Here is a 15,193-nt window from a genome sequence, read left to right as displayed (position 1 = left end):
TGTTATATCTCTATAAAATTTTTTAATAATTTAGAACCATTATTACCGGATTTTTCTGGATGAAACTGCACGCCGAAATAATTATCTTTTTGTACAGCGGCACTAAAAAAACTACCATAATAACAATCTGCTATAGTATATTTATTTAGCGGCATTGCATAACTATGTAAAAAATAAAACCAAGAATTAGGTTTTATTCCTTTGAATAATATATTATTTGTATAATAATTTACTTTATTCCAACCAATATGGGGTAAAACAAAATTTTTAGAATCTAATCTTCTAACATTTATATCAAATATATTTAAATTATTTATTTCAACACTTTCGTAACTCACTTTTCCCATTATTTGCATACCTAAACAAATACCCAAAATAGGATTTTTATAAGATTTTAAAATACTAATTAAATTATTTTTATTTAATTCTTCCATAGCAGAAGAAGGAGTACCTACACCAGGTAACAATATTTTATGAGAATTTAATATGACATTAATGTCTTTACTTATTGTTACATTGTAACCTAATTTATGTATAGCCCATTTTACAGATGATAGATTAGCGCATCCAGTATCTAAAAGAACAATATTCATATTTAAATTATTCCTTTAGAACTAGGTAAAACATTTCCTTGTACTTTTATAGATTGCTGTAAGCACTTTCCGAAAACTTTAAACAAACTTTCAGCAATATGATGATCATTTTCTCCTTTAGCTTCTATATGAAGATTAATATTCATTGAATATACTATGGTATAAAAAAAATGTTTGATCATTTCTGTGCTTAAATCACCAACTTTTTGATATTTAAAATTAGCTTTAAATTTTAAATAAGGTCTACCTGAAATATCTATAATACATTTAGCAATACTTTCATCCATAGGTAATAAAAAACTGAACCTATTAATACCAATTTTATCTTTTAATATTTTATTTAAAACTTTACCTAAAACTATAGCTGTATCTTCTACAGTATGATGATCATCAATATAAACATCACCAATAACATTAATATTCATTGTGATACCGCTATGAATAGATATTTGATGCAACATATGATTAAAAAAATTTATTTTAGTATCTATATTACTATGACCAGGATAATCTAACCAAGCTTCAATATATACTTTTGTTTCTGATGTATTTCTAAATAATTTAGCGTATCTATATCTTTTTAAAATGAATTTTAATATTTCTAACCAATTATATCCATATTTTCCATATCTAACACCTTGTATTCCTATGTTTTTAGCAAATAATAAATCAGTAATTCTATCACCAATTACATAACTAAGTTTTGTATTTATTTTATTATTTTTGATAAACTTATCAACTAATTTAGTATTAGGTTTTCTACAATTACATTTTTGGTTTTCAAAATGAGGACAAATAAATATTTTTTCAAATACAATACCTTGAGACTTAAATAAGTTTAACATAAAATTGTTAGATAAATCAAAATCTAAAATTGGAAAACTACTAGTTCCTAATCCGTCTTGATTAGTTACGATCAAAAACTTATATTTATGTTTTTTTAATTCTATTAATGCAGGAATTACATTTGATTCAAGTTCTAATTTTTCTATCTTGTCTACTTGTAAAGTATGCAAAGGCTCTTTTATTAAAGTTCCATCGCGATCTATAAATAAAAAATTTTTACTCACAGTTTATATCCTTATCTTTATATAAAAATGTTTTATATAAATTAAATATTTTTATTAAATTTTTGCATTCTAATAAAGTTCCTATAGAAATTCTTATACAATTATTTAAGTTTAATTTGGTACTTTGATTACGCAAAACTATTCCTTTATTCTGCAAAAATCTCAAAATTCTATTAGCATTTATAAATTTTACTAATATATAATTAGCATAACTATTAAATATATTTTCTATAAAATCAAATTTATTTAACTCTTTTACTAGAAAAAGTCTATTATAATTTAATTGTAAAATTCTTTTTTTTGTTATTAAAATATTTTTAGAACTAAAAGCCTGATTAACAATATCTATAACTGGAGAAGATAAAGGATAAGGAGCTATAACTTTTCTAAGTAAAAAAATTATATTTTTATTAGCCAATGTAAAACCACATCTCAATCCAGCCAAAGCAAATGCTTTAGATAAAGTTCTTAAAATAACTAAATTTGGATATTTATCTAAATATTTTAACATACTATTTTCTGAACAAAAATCAATATATGCTTCATCAATTACAACTAGAGCTTTAAATTCAAATAATTTTAAAATAAATATTATATCTTTATGTCTTATAATATTTCCAGTAGGATTATTAGGATTACATATATAAATTAATTTTACTGAATTAGAATTAGATTCTATCAGTTTTAAATTTAACTGAAAGTTTGACAATTTAGGTATAATTACTGCATTTATACCTAAAATCTTTGCACTTATATGATACATATCATAGGTAGGAGGAAAAAACATAATTGAATCTTTATAAGGTTCACAAAAAGTTTTAATTAATAGTTCTATAGATTCATCAGAACCTCTGGTAACTAAAATATTATTTAATGGTAAAGATATATATTTAGAATATACAGACAAAATTTCTTTTGGCTGGCATTCTGGATAACGATTAAATACTTTGTTTGTAAGACTAAAAGATTCAGAATTAGGAGATTCATTAGCATTCAAAAAAATATTACCTTTTCCTCCAATTAAACGAGCTGATTGATATGGAATCAAAGTTTGAATATTTTTACGAGCTAACTTTAATAAATTTACATTCATCTATTTAACCTTTAAAGAAGATAACCTTATATCAATAGAATTAGTATGAGCATCCATATTTTCTAATTTAGATAATATTTTTATAGTTTTAGATAAATTTAATAAACCATCTGAAGTTAATTCTTGAACACTAATTCTTTTTTGAAAATCACACAGACTAATCCCTGAATAAGAAGAAGCATAACCATAAGTAGGTAAAACATGATTAGTACCTGAAGCATAGTCACCAGCAGACTCAGGAGACCAGTCACCTAAAAATATAGATCCTGCATTATAAATAAATTTTAATATATCTCTAGGATTTCTAGTTTGTATAATCAAATGTTCCGGACAATAACGATTAGATATATTTATACAAGAATGTATATTATCAGTAACTATAATAAAACTATTTTTTAAAGATTGTAATATTATTTTATAATTAGATAAAGAGGTAATCTGTTTTTTTATTTCTAATTTAACATTTTGTGCGAGATTAATATTATCAGTCAATAAAATAGCTTGAGAATAAATACCATGTTCCAATTGAGATAAAAAGTCTGAAGCAATAAATGAAGAATTCGCAAATTTATCAGCAATAATTAATACTTCAGAAGGACCAGCAGGCATATCTATAGAAACCCCAATACCAGAATTATTTACTTGAATTTTAGCTTCTGTTACATAAATATTGCCAGGACCAAATATTTTATTTACTTTAGGTATACTTTTAGTACCAATTGCTAAAGCAGCTATAGCTTGAGCTCCTCCTATTTCATAAATTTTAGTAACCCCGCATATTTTAGCTGCATAAACTAAAAAATCATTAATAGGAGGAGGAGAACACATAACTATATTTTTACAACCTGCTATATTAGCAGGTATAGCTAACATGAGAATAGTAGAAACTAAAGGAAAATTACCTCCTGGAACATATAATCCAACAGATTCAATAGGAGTAACCATATGCTGGCAACGTACACCTGGTTCAATTTCAATATCTAAATTATATTTTTTTTGCTTTAAATGAAACTTTTTTATATTTTTTAAAGAATGTTGTATTGCAATTTTAACATTACAATCAATATAATTATCTATATTATTTATTCTGCTTTTTTTTACTTTAAAATTTGTTTTATTAAATTTATCAAAAATATTACTATAATGAAATAAAGCAACATCACCAGATTTTTTAACATCTTCTATAATTTTATTTACAATATCTGTTGTAATATCAGATTTTGATAAAAAAGGTCTATTAAAAAATTTTTCTTTATTTTTTAATTCATATTTATTCCACAAAATAATATCTAAAATATCCACAAATTACTCCATCATTTTTTCAATAGGTAATACCAAGATAGAACTAGCTCCCAATAATTTTAATTTTTCCATTGTTTCCCAAAAAAGAGTTTCGCTACTTACCATGTGCATAGCTACTTTGTTCTTATCTCCAGCTAGTTTCAAAATAGTAGGTTTTTCTGCTCCATGTAATAAATTAACAACATCATTCAATCTATCGATAGGAGCATGTAGCATTATATATTTTGATTCTCTAGCTTTTATTACACCTTTAATTCTAGTCATTAAAGTATTAATAATATTTTGTTTATTATTAGATATTTGACCAGATTTACAAATTAAACAAGCGTATGATTTATAAATAACTTCAACTTCTTTTAATCCATTAGATTCTAAAGTAGCTCCAGTAGATACTAAATCACATATAGCATCTGCTAATCCAGCTCTAGGAGCTATTTCAACAGAACCATTTAACATACAAGATTGAAAATTAATATTATATTTATCTAAATATTTTTTTAGTAAAAAAGGATAAGAAGTAGCTATACGCAAATTATTTAAATATGAAGGACCTGTATAATTTTGATTAATAGGAATAGCTAAAGATAATCTACAAATACCAAAATCTAGTTTACTTAATAAATGATAAGAATTTTTAATAGAACTAATATTTCGACTTAATAATTCTTCTTCTAATACATTTTTACCAACTATACCTAGATCTACTACTCCATCAATAACTAAACCAGGTATATCATCATCTCTAACTCTCATAACATCAATTGGCATATTTTCAGAAAAAGAAATTAAGCGTTGTTGTAAATTTATTTTAATCCCGCATCTATATAATAAATCAAAAGATTCACTACTTAAACGTCCAGATTTTTGCATAGCAATTCTTAAACGATTTTTATGTAACATTACAGTGCCCTTTTTAGTTTTATTTAACCAATATAATTTTTATGATTATATTGGTTAAATAAAACTAAAATCAAAACATTTTAAAACTATATAATAAATAAATTTAATTAAAATAAGCTTTAAAATTTTTAAATTTTAGTTTGAAAAAAATCAATAAAAATTTGAATAAAAATAGAAAACATTCAATTTATTATTAAAATATTTAAATAATTTAAAAGTCAATTAAAAAAAATAAAGCGGCAGTATGACCGAAATTTTTAGGAGCTTGATAAAATGCTATTATATCAGGATGGCGAGATAACCATAATGGAATTTGTTTTTTTAAAATATTTTTACCATGACCATGCATAATACATGCGCAAAATATTTTTTCTTTAATACATATATTTATTAAGCTACCTAGTTCTTTCTTAGCTTCATATTGATTAAAACCATGAAGATCTAAGGTAATATCTGGTTTATAATTCCCTTGTTTTAATTTCTTAAAAATATTAAAGTATTTATTATCCTTTAAATAACTTACTGGATTATAAGTAAATGTAATATCATTATTATTATTAGAAAAATAATAACTATGAGAATCTTTATCAAAAAAATTTTTATTAGATAAAAATTTTTTGTGAGAATTTTTTCTCGATATGTGAAAAATAGTATCTTGATTTATTACACGAGTTCCTCTGGAATATAGCATGAATAGATCATGATCAGATATAAAAGTTGATTTATTATTTTCCATGATTATCTTAGTAAAATATTAAAATTTTATTAAATAAAAATATTTTCAGAGCTATATTATACTATTTTTTAAAAAAAAAACACAATAAAATAATTATTAAATTTAATATTTTTATATAAAAAAATATAAATATATTAATAAATAAAGGAAATACATATGCCTGGTAACTCTATAGGTAAAATATTTAAAGTAACAACTTTTGGAGAATCACACGGAAAATCAATAGGTTGTATAATCGATGGAATGCCTCCAGGAATCAAAATTAATAAAGAAGACATACAAAAAGAACTAGATAGAAGAAAACCAGGAAAATCTAGATTTACAACACAAAGACGTGAAACAGATGAAATTCATATTTTATCAGGAATTTTTAATGGAACTACCACTGGAACTAGTATTGGATTATTAGTTCATAATAAAGATCAAAAATCTCAAGACTATGATAAAATTAAAGATTTATTTAGACCAGGTCATGCGGACTATACGTATGAAAAAAAGTATAAAATAAGAGATTTTAGAGGAGGAGGAAGATCGTCTGCTAGAGAAACAACAATGAGAGTTGCAGCTGGCGCTTTTGCAAAAAAATATTTATATAAAATATATAAAATAAAAATTAGGGGCTTTATTCAACAAATAGGAAACATAAAGTGTAATTTCGAAGGATGGAAATATGTAGAAAATAATAATTTTTTTTGTCCAAATAAAAATCAAATAAATATGTTAGAAAATTTAATAAAAAATTTAATAAAAGAAGGTGATTCTATAGGAGCTAAAATTAAAATTATTGCTGAAAATGTACCTGTAGGACTAGGAGATCCAGTATTTGACAAATTAGATGCAGATTTAGCTCATGCACTAATGAGTATTAATGCTGTAAAAGGAGTAGAAATAGGAGATGGTTTTAAGGTAATAAAACAAAAAGGAAGTGAAAATAGGGATGAAATTTATAATCAAAAATTTTTAAGTAATCATTCTGGTGGTATTTTAGGGGGAATTAGTAGCGGACAAAACATTATAGCTAAAATAGCATTAAAACCAACTTCTAGTATAAGGAAACCAGGAAAAACAATAAATAATAAAGGAGAAAACAAAATAATTATTACAAAAGGAAGACATGATCCTTGCGTTGGAATTAGGGCTGTACCAATAGCAGAGGCTATGATATCAATAATTATTATGGATCATATATTAAGATATAAAGCTCAATGTAATTTTATTTAATTAAAAAATTAATATAGATATATAATCTACATTATAAGATTCATATCTATAAAAAATAAAAACTTTTATGTATTTTATTATATTAAAGGATAGAAAATGTTCAGAGGAAGTATTGTTGCTTTAATAACACCAATGGATGAAAAAGGATCTATCTGTTGTAATAGTTTAAAAAAACTAATTGAATATCATATTAAGAATCAAACATCTGCAATTGTTTCTGTAGGTACAACAGGAGAATCAGCAACTCTAAATCAAGAAGAACATATTCAAGTTGTAATGAAAACTCTTGAAATAGCAGATAATCGTATTCCTATTATTGCCGGTACAGGAGCTAATTCTACATCTGAAGGAATTTCATTAACCAAAAGATTTGAAAATTCAGGAATTTCTGGTTGTTTAACAGTAACTCCTTATTACAACAAACCAACACAAGAAGGACTATACCAGCATTTTAAATGTATAGCAGAAAATACAGATATACCACAAATTTTATACAATGTTCCCACTCGTACAGGATGTGATTTATTACCTAAAACAATATCTAGATTAGCAAAAATAAAAAATATTATAGGAATAAAAGAAGCTACAGGTGATTTGTCTAGGATAAATAAGATATTAGAATTAGTGAGTGAAAAGTTTTTATTATTAAGCGGAGATGATGCAACAGCATTAGATTTTATACAATTAGGTGGTGTAGGAGTAATATCGGTAACAGCCAATATAGCAGCAAAATATATGGCAAAAATATGTTCTTTAGCATTAAAAGGAAATTTTTTAGAAGCAAGAAAAATAAATAAATTTCTAATAAAATTACATAATAAATTATTTATAGAACCTAATCCAATTCCAATAAAATGGGCTGCAAAAAAAATAGGATTAATAAAAAGTGATAAACTAAGATTACCTATGACAAAACTTTCTTATAAAAATAAATTATTATTAAAAAAAGAAATTTTAAAAATTAAAAATATTTAATTAATAAAAATATAATTTTATACAAAAATCATATGAGTCTGTTAGTAAACAGTTATTACTGACAGACCAAATTGAATTAGATAAAAATTTTTTCTATTATTTTATAATAAATCGAACTTAACATTTTTAAATCTGAAATATTAACACATTCATTAATTTTATGTATAGTTTTGTTTAACAAACCAAACTCAATTACTTCTGAACCAATAGAATGAAAAAATCTTCCATCAGAAGTGCCGCCACTTGTAGATAATTCAGGTTCTTTAGAAGTATAATGTTTAATAGAATTAATAACCGTATCTAATAATTTACCTTTTTTTGTTATAAAAGGATTTCCAGATAAATTCCATTTAATTGAATATTTTATTTTATGTTTTATTAATAACTTTTCAAAATTTAACTTTATATCATTAAAATTAGTATCATTATTAAAACGAAAGTTAAAATTTACAAATAAACTACCAGGTATTGTATTAATACTATTATTATTAGAATTAATATTAGATATTTGAATTTGTGTCTTTGAGAAAAAATTATTCTCTTTACTCCATTCATGATTAATTAACTCTTTTAATATAGATAAAGATTTATGTATAGGATTATCAGCTAAATAAGGATAAGCAATATGACCTTGAATACCAAATATTATCAAATAAGCGTTTAAAGAACCTCTTCTTCCATTTTTAATACAATCTCCTAAGAATAAGTTACTAGTGGGTTCTCCAACTAAACAATAATCTATAAATTCATTCTTAGCTATTAATTTTTCTACTACTTTTTTAGTACCGTCTTCAGCATTTGATTCTTCATCAGAAGTAATAATAAATGATATTCTTCCTATATGCCTTGGATTAAAGAATACAAAATTTTCTACAGCTATTATCATAGCAGCTAATGCTCCTTTCATATCAGAAGCACCTCTACCAAATAAAACTCCATTCTTTATGATAGATTTAAAAGGATGATGTTTCCATTTTATTACAGGTCCTGAAGGAACTACATCAGTATGACCAAGAAAATTTAATGTTTTACCTGTACCACGCCATGCCCAAAAATTATCTGTATTATTAATTTTAAAATCTTCAATATTAAAGCCAATTTTCAATAAACGATTTATTATAATTTTTTGACATCCTAAATCATGCGGACTTATAGAAGGTAAATAAATAAGCTTTTGTGCTAATTTAGTTACTGGACATGACATATATAAAATTCCTTAATTTTTACATTATAATTAAAATTTAAATAAATAAAACCTAAAAATTATTTGTTTTTAGAAAACTCAAGCATAGATTTTGATTGTTTAATAATATTTTTTAGAGTAAAACCAAATTTATTAAATAATAAATCTCCAGGAGCAGATTCGCCAAACGAATTAATGCCAATTACCTTGCCATCTAATCCAACATATTTATACCAAAAGTCAGAAACACCTGCTTCAACAACAATACGTAATTTAACTATAGAAGGCATAACAAATTCACGATAACTAGGATCTTGAATATCGAATACATCGGTAGAAGGCATAGAAATAACTCTTATAGCATATCCTTCTGAAACTAAACTATCAAAAGCTAAAACTGTTAAATGTAATTCAGATCCTGTAGATATAAAAATTAAATCTGGTATTCGATTGCAATCCCTTAAAATATAACCTCCTCGTGAAATATTATTTATTTGATTTATATCACGTGAAATTTGCGGCAAATTCTGACGTGATAAAATCAAAGCACTTGGATGTTTATTATGCTCTATGGCATATTTCCATGCAATAGCAGTTTCTAACTGATCACAAGGTCTCCATACACTTAAATCAGGAGTTAATCTTAAGCTAGAAAGTTGCTCAATTGGTTGATGTGTTGGACCATCTTCACCTAATCCAATAGAATCATGCGTATAAACTAAAATTTGATGCACTTTCATTAAAGCTGACATTCTAACTGCATTACGGGCATATTCTACAAACATCAAAAATGTAGAAGTATAAGGTATAAAACCACCATACTGATAAATCCCATTAGCTATAGCTGTCATACCAAACTCTCGCACACCGAAATGTATATAATTACCAAGAAAATTATTATTAGAAATAGATTTTGACCCTGACCATTTAGTTAAATTACTAGGAGTTAAATCAGCAGATCCTCCTAACAATTCTGGTAATATTTTACCTAAACAATCTAAAAAATTTTTTGAAGCTTGTCTGGTAGCAATATTCTCAGGATTTTTAGATAACTTAAAAATAAAATCATTAATTTTTTTATTCCAAACTATAGGAAGTTGTTTTAATTTTCGACGTTTATATTCTAAAGCTAAATCAGGATATTTTTCTTGATATAATAAAAAAATCTTATTCCATTCAGACTCTAATCTTACGCCTGATTCATGTGCATTCCATTTTTTATAAATATGATCAGGAATTTTAAATGGAGAATATTGCCAACCTAAATTTTTTTTGGTTAATTCTACTTCTTTTTGACCTAAAGGAGCGCCATGAACTTCTGATTTGCCTGATTTATTTGGAGAACCAAAACCAATAGTAGTATTAAAAATAATAATAGAAGGTTTGTCTAAAACTTTTTTAGCTATATTGATAGCCTTATAAATTTTTTCTGAGTCATGACCATCTATATTATCTAATACATGCCAATTATAAGAACTAAAGCGATGATTTGTATTATCTGTAAACCATTTATTTACTTTTCCATCTATAGAAATACCATTATTATCATAAAGTACAATTAATTTACCTAAACCTAAAGTACCAGCTAGAGAACAAACTTCATGAGAAATACCTTCCATTAAACAGCCATCACCTACAAATACCCAAGTATGATGATCAATTATATGATAATTTCTACGATTAAAAAAAGATCCTAAAATTTTTTCAGCAATAGCCATACCAACTGCCATAGCTAAACCTTGACCTAAAGGTCCTGTGGTAGTCTCAACACCAGGACAGCAATTAATTTCTGGATGACCGGGAGTTTTAGAATTAAGTTGACGAAAATTTTTTATATCTTCTATAGATATATCATATCCTGTCAAATGCAATATACTATATAGCAATATTGAACTATGTCCATTAGATAAAATAAATCTATCTCTATTATCCCATAAAGGATTCAATGGATTATGTTTAATAAAACTTCTCCACAAAACTTCTGCTATATCAGCCATACCCATAGGAGCTCCAGGATGACCAGAATTTGCTTTCTGAACAGCATTTATACTTAACATACGAATTGCATTAGCTAATTCTTTACGTGAAGTCATAATATTTTATACCTATTATTTATGTATTTTCAATAAAATTATAATGTTCCTATAATCTACAAGATAATATAGTTTCTAATTTATCTTGATCTATAGCAAACTGACGAATACCTTCAGATAATTTTTCTACAGCCATAGAATCTTGATTATGCTGCCAATAAAAATCAGAAACAGATAATTTCTTAGGTTTATCATAATAAATATGTTCATTATAGAATAATTTTTCTGTGGCTATCCCAGATGTACAATTTAATTGTTCTAATAATTCAGGAGATATAGTTAATTTATCACATCCACATAAAGATAATATCTGTTCTATATTTCTAAAACTAGCCCCCATAATTATAGTGTTATAATTATATTTTTTATAATAAAAATATATTTTCTGAACTGATAGAACTCCAGGATCATTAGATGGTATATAATTATCAATTCTTCCTGTATTTTTATACCAATCATAAATACGGCCAACAAAAGGAGAAATCAAAAATACTCCAGACTCAGCACAAGCTCTAGCTTGAGCAAAAGAAAAAACAAGAGTTAAATTACATTGTATATTATCTTTCTTTAATTCTTTTGCAGCAAGAATACATTCCCAAGTAGCGGCTAATTTTATAAGAACTTTAGAACGATTTACACCAGAATCTTCATACATTTTAATAATTTTTTTTGATTTTTTAATACATAATTCAGTATTAAAAGATAAACGAGCATCTATTTCTGTAGATACTCTACCAGGAATTTCTTTTAAAATTTCAATACCAAAATTTACTGCAACCTTATCTGCTGCATTACTTATTTGTTTCTTATAATTACCTCCTTTTTTTTTAGCATACTTTATGGAAGAATTGATAATATGTTCATAACTTTTTAAGTTTACTGATTTTAGAATCAAAGAAGGATTTGTTGTAGCATCATATGGATGATATTTTCTAATTGTATTTATATCACTACTATCAACAACAACAGTCGTAAAATTTTTTAGAGACTGCAAAAGACTCATAATTGCATCCTTACAAAAATAAAATTAACTTTTAAAAAAATTTTATATAAATTTTAATATTGGTTTGAAAATAAAAATTAAGAAACCTATATTAAAAAAATAAAATATTAAAATAATTTACTATTAATTAATCAAAAAATAAAATTAAAAATAGGTAAACTAGTATAATAGTAATTATTAATCTAAATACATTTAAATATTACATTTGATAAACATAAAATATAAAAAATTAAAAGTATCTTTGAATTGCTAAAGTTACATTTGTACCACCAAAACCAAAACTATTTGAAATAAAAGTATTGATTTGCGTTCTTAATAAATTAGTTAAAATATTCATATTATACCCTGATGGGTCTAAATGATTGATATTTACACTTGGAGCAATAAAATTATATTTCATCATTAATAAACAATAAATAATTTCATGTACTCCTGCTGCCCCTAAAGAATGACCTGTAATAGATTTAGTAGAAGATATATATGGAATATGTTCTTTAAATAATTTTTTTATTGCTTTTAATTCTATTTGATCACCTGCGCGAGTTGAAGTACCATGAGAATTAATATAATCTACTTTATTTTTATCAATATTTTTTAAAGCCATTTTCATGCATCTAAAAGCTCCACTCCCAGAAGGATAAACCATATCTTCTCCATCTGAAGCTAAACCGTAACCAACTATTTCTGCATATATATTAGCTTTACGAGATAAAGCATGAGAAAGTTCTTCTAAAACTAATATACCAGCACCTCCGGAAATTACAAATCCATCTCTATCAATATCATAAGCACGAGAGGCAAGATAAGGAGTTGAATTATACCTGGTAGATAAAACACCCATAGCATCAAATTCACATGACAGTTCCCAGCTAATTTCTTCTCCTCCTCCAGCAAATATAATATCTTGTTTACCTAATTTAATCTGTTCAAAAGCATTACCAATACAATTACTAGAGGTAGAACAAGCAGAACTAACTGAATAACTTATACCATATATATTAAAAGCAATGGACAAACATGCAGAAATTCCAGAAGTCATTGATTTAGTAACAATATATGGACTTACAGATTTTAACCCTTTAATACTACGCATAGCATCAGCAGCTACAACTTGAAAATGAGGAGAACCTGCTCCAGAACCAGCTATTATACCAACTCTAGAATTTTTTTGATATATTTCTGGTTGTAAATTTGAATCGGTGATCGCATCATACATAGCAATATAAGAATATATTGAAGCATCACTCATAAAACGAAGGAATTTTCTTTTAATTATATTTACATTATTTAATTTAATCTCTCCTAAAACATGACTTCTCATACCAATATCTTTCATATGCTTAGAAAATACAACACCAGATGTAGAATTAAATAAAGATGCAGAAACTTTTTCCTGATTATTACCAATACTAGAAACTATTCCTAAACCAGTAATAACTACACGATTCAATGAAATATCTCCTATAATTTTTATCAGAACTAATAAAAAGAATAAAAAAATAAATTACAAGAATGATAAATTAAAAATAAATTTTATATTAAAATAGTGATATAGAACGTATATTCTAAATAGTTATATAAAGGTTATATAGATATTTAGTTAGTACTAAAAACATAAAAATAAATTTAAAAAATTATTAACATAAAAATATGAAAACAAAAATTAAAACAAATACATTTTATAAAAATTCTTTATATATAATACCTACTCCTATAGGAAACATGGGTGACATAACATATAGAGCTATTAATATACTAAAAAAAGTTAATATAATAGTAGCAGAAGATACAAGAATTACAAATAACTTATTAAAAAAATTTGATATTAAAAAACATGTTCTAATATCAATGAATAATTTTAACGAAAATCAAAAGTATAAAAAAATAGCAAAAAAAATAAAAAATGGATTAAGTGCAGCTCTCGTATCAAGCGCAGGAACACCTTTAATTAATGATCCTGGGTATAACTTAGTTAAACATTGTAAAGAAATCGGAATAAAAATAATTTCATTACCTGGAGCATGTTCTTTAATCACAGCTTTAATTACTTCAGGATTAACTACAAATAAATTCTGTTTTGACGGGTATTTACCTAGAAATAAAAAAGAAAGATATAAATACTTAAAAGAAATAAAAAAAGAAAAACGAACTATTATTTTATATGAATCTAGCCATAGAATATTATCAACTTTAAAAGATATGGCAGAAATTTTTGATGAAAATAGACATATAGTACTAGCAATAGAAATTACAAAATATTGGGAAAAAACATACAAAATAAAATGTAAAGAAATATTAACATTAATTAAAAAAAATAAAATAAAAAGAAAAGGAGAAATAGTTGTTTTAATAGAAGGGTATAAAAAAAATAAAAAATCAAAAATAAAAAAAGAAATTCCTAAAAATATACTTACAATTTTTGATATATTACAAAAATACAAAACAAAAAAAGAATCTATAGAAATAATAAAAAATAATTTTAATATTAAGAGAAATCTATTATATAAAAATTCAATAAAAAAATAACAAATGACAAATGTAAAATACTATAATATTATTTATAACTTAATTATTAAATTTAAGTAATTTTAAGCTGATCGGATAGTCGCTTCTTTTTATAAAAACATAAAAAGAAGAGGAAAGTCCGGACTCTTTTAGAGCAAGGTGCCAGATAATAACTGGGGAGTTAATAAAAAACTCACGACTAGTGCAACAGAAAAAAAACCGCTTAATAAAATTATTATATTATTTATTAATAATTTTATATAGTAAGGGTGAAAAGGAGTGGTAAAAGCACACCGCACAACTAGTAATAGTTAGTGGCTATGTAAACTCCACCTAGAGCAAGGCTAAATAAAGATTTATGTAATTAATAAAATTGTTAAAAATTTTTTATTATTATTACAAGTTCGCTCTAAAACTAAATCTGGGTAAGCTGCTTGAACTAATAAGCAATTATTAGTCTAGATAAATGACTATCTAAATACAGAATCCGGCTTATAGATCAGCTTAAATATTTAAAAA

The 15,193-nt window shown here is 24.8% G+C and carries 13 protein-coding genes and 1 other RNA gene; 4 read left to right on the top strand and 10 right to left on the bottom strand.

Features of this window, described 5'->3' with window-relative positions; all coding sequences use genetic code 11:
- Positions 1-2: 2 nt before the first annotated feature.
- The 6 genes from hisH to smrB form a co-directional block, all read right to left on the bottom strand.
- Positions 3-593 (bottom strand): imidazole glycerol phosphate synthase subunit HisH, encoded by a 591-nt coding sequence (hisH, locus tag AB4W60_RS00460; RefSeq protein WP_367676198.1) that lies wholly within the window; start codon positions 591-593, stop codon positions 3-5.
- Between the two features lie 2 nt (positions 594-595).
- Positions 596-1,663, bottom strand: coding sequence for a bifunctional histidinol-phosphatase/imidazoleglycerol-phosphate dehydratase HisB (hisB, locus tag AB4W60_RS00455; protein WP_367676197.1), 1,068 nt, complete (start codon positions 1,661-1,663; stop codon positions 596-598).
- On the bottom strand, positions 1,656-2,756 hold the full coding sequence (gene hisC / locus AB4W60_RS00450; protein ID WP_343188715.1) for a histidinol-phosphate transaminase: 1,101 nt from the start codon (positions 2,754-2,756) through the stop codon (positions 1,656-1,658). The genes hisB and hisC overlap by 8 nt, the downstream gene beginning before the upstream one ends.
- Complete coding sequence (gene hisD, locus AB4W60_RS00445) at positions 2,757-4,058, bottom strand: histidinol dehydrogenase (RefSeq protein ID WP_367676196.1); 1,302 nt, start codon at positions 4,056-4,058, stop codon at positions 2,757-2,759. It abuts the gene before it with no gap.
- A 3-nt stretch (positions 4,059-4,061) separates the two neighbouring features.
- On the bottom strand, positions 4,062-4,958 hold the full coding sequence (gene hisG / locus AB4W60_RS00440) for an ATP phosphoribosyltransferase (RefSeq protein ID WP_343188713.1): 897 nt from the start codon (positions 4,956-4,958) through the stop codon (positions 4,062-4,064).
- Positions 4,959-5,169: 211 nt separating this feature from the next.
- Positions 5,170-5,694, bottom strand: a complete 525-nt coding sequence (gene smrB, locus AB4W60_RS00435; RefSeq protein WP_343188712.1) for an endonuclease SmrB — start codon at positions 5,692-5,694, stop codon at positions 5,170-5,172.
- A 156-nt stretch (positions 5,695-5,850) separates the two neighbouring features.
- On the opposite strand from smrB, the gene aroC reads away from it, so the two are divergent.
- Positions 5,851-6,915, top strand: a complete 1,065-nt coding sequence (gene aroC, locus AB4W60_RS00430; protein WP_343188711.1) for a chorismate synthase — start codon at positions 5,851-5,853, stop codon at positions 6,913-6,915.
- A 96-nt stretch (positions 6,916-7,011) separates the two neighbouring features.
- Positions 7,012-7,890, top strand: a complete 879-nt coding sequence (dapA, locus tag AB4W60_RS00425) for a 4-hydroxy-tetrahydrodipicolinate synthase (protein WP_367676195.1) — start codon at positions 7,012-7,014, stop codon at positions 7,888-7,890.
- Positions 7,891-7,966: 76 nt separating this feature from the next.
- Here dapA and dapE read toward each other — a convergent pair whose 3' ends face one another.
- The 4 genes from dapE to AB4W60_RS00405 form a co-directional block, all read right to left on the bottom strand.
- A complete protein-coding gene (gene dapE, locus AB4W60_RS00420; RefSeq protein ID WP_367676194.1) occupies positions 7,967-9,094 on the bottom strand; it encodes a succinyl-diaminopimelate desuccinylase in 1,128 nt (375 codons plus the stop codon).
- A 59-nt stretch (positions 9,095-9,153) separates the two neighbouring features.
- Positions 9,154-11,166, bottom strand: coding sequence for a transketolase (gene tkt / locus AB4W60_RS00415; protein WP_367676193.1), 2,013 nt, complete (start codon positions 11,164-11,166; stop codon positions 9,154-9,156).
- 49 nt (positions 11,167-11,215) lie between these two features.
- Positions 11,216-12,169, bottom strand: a complete 954-nt coding sequence (tal, locus tag AB4W60_RS00410; protein WP_343188707.1) for a transaldolase — start codon at positions 12,167-12,169, stop codon at positions 11,216-11,218.
- Between the two features lie 229 nt (positions 12,170-12,398).
- Positions 12,399-13,619 carry a beta-ketoacyl synthase N-terminal-like domain-containing protein gene (locus tag AB4W60_RS00405; protein WP_367676192.1) on the bottom strand — a complete coding sequence of 407 codons (1,221 nt, stop codon included), beginning with the start codon at positions 13,617-13,619 and terminating at the stop codon, positions 12,399-12,401.
- Between the two features lie 200 nt (positions 13,620-13,819).
- On the opposite strand from AB4W60_RS00405, the gene rsmI reads away from it, so the two are divergent.
- Both rsmI and rnpB read left to right on the top strand, forming a co-directional pair.
- Positions 13,820-14,695 carry a 16S rRNA (cytidine(1402)-2'-O)-methyltransferase gene (gene rsmI / locus AB4W60_RS00400; RefSeq protein ID WP_367676191.1) on the top strand — a complete coding sequence of 292 codons (876 nt, stop codon included), beginning with the start codon at positions 13,820-13,822 and terminating at the stop codon, positions 14,693-14,695.
- Positions 14,696-14,758: 63 nt separating this feature from the next.
- Positions 14,759-15,185: RNase P RNA component class A (gene rnpB / locus AB4W60_RS00395), an RNA gene on the top strand.
- Positions 15,186-15,193 lie beyond the last annotated feature (8 nt).

Source organism: Buchnera aphidicola (Neophyllaphis podocarpi) (assembly GCF_964059055.1).
Lineage (GTDB): Bacteria > Pseudomonadota > Gammaproteobacteria > Enterobacterales > Enterobacteriaceae > Buchnera_M > Buchnera_M aphidicola_A.
The sequence above is the reverse complement of the archived record's forward strand: the minus strand, read 5'-3'. Positions and strand labels throughout refer to the sequence as shown.

What these genes read in the sequence shown, in the direction of transcription:
- hisH (WP_367676198.1), bottom strand. Translation starts at nt 593, where the DNA reads ATGAATATTGTTCTTTTAGATACTGGATGCGCTAATCTATCATCTGTA.
- hisC (WP_343188715.1), bottom strand. Translation starts at nt 2,756, where the DNA reads ATGAATGTAAATTTATTAAAGTTAGCTCGTAAAAATATTCAAACTTTG.
- hisG (WP_343188713.1), bottom strand. Translation starts at nt 4,958, where the DNA reads ATGTTACATAAAAATCGTTTAAGAATTGCTATGCAAAAATCTGGACGT.
- smrB (WP_343188712.1), bottom strand. Translation starts at nt 5,694, where the DNA reads ATGGAAAATAATAAATCAACTTTTATATCTGATCATGATCTATTCATG.
- aroC (WP_343188711.1), top strand. Translation starts at nt 5,851, where the DNA reads ATGCCTGGTAACTCTATAGGTAAAATATTTAAAGTAACAACTTTTGGA.
- dapA (WP_367676195.1), top strand. Translation starts at nt 7,012, where the DNA reads ATGTTCAGAGGAAGTATTGTTGCTTTAATAACACCAATGGATGAAAAA.
- dapE (WP_367676194.1), bottom strand. Translation starts at nt 9,094, where the DNA reads ATGTCATGTCCAGTAACTAAATTAGCACAAAAGCTTATTTATTTACCT.
- tkt (WP_367676193.1), bottom strand. Translation starts at nt 11,166, where the DNA reads ATGACTTCACGTAAAGAATTAGCTAATGCAATTCGTATGTTAAGTATA.
- tal (WP_343188707.1), bottom strand. Translation starts at nt 12,169, where the DNA reads ATGAGTCTTTTGCAGTCTCTAAAAAATTTTACGACTGTTGTTGTTGAT.
- rsmI (WP_367676191.1), top strand. Translation starts at nt 13,820, where the DNA reads ATGAAAACAAAAATTAAAACAAATACATTTTATAAAAATTCTTTATAT.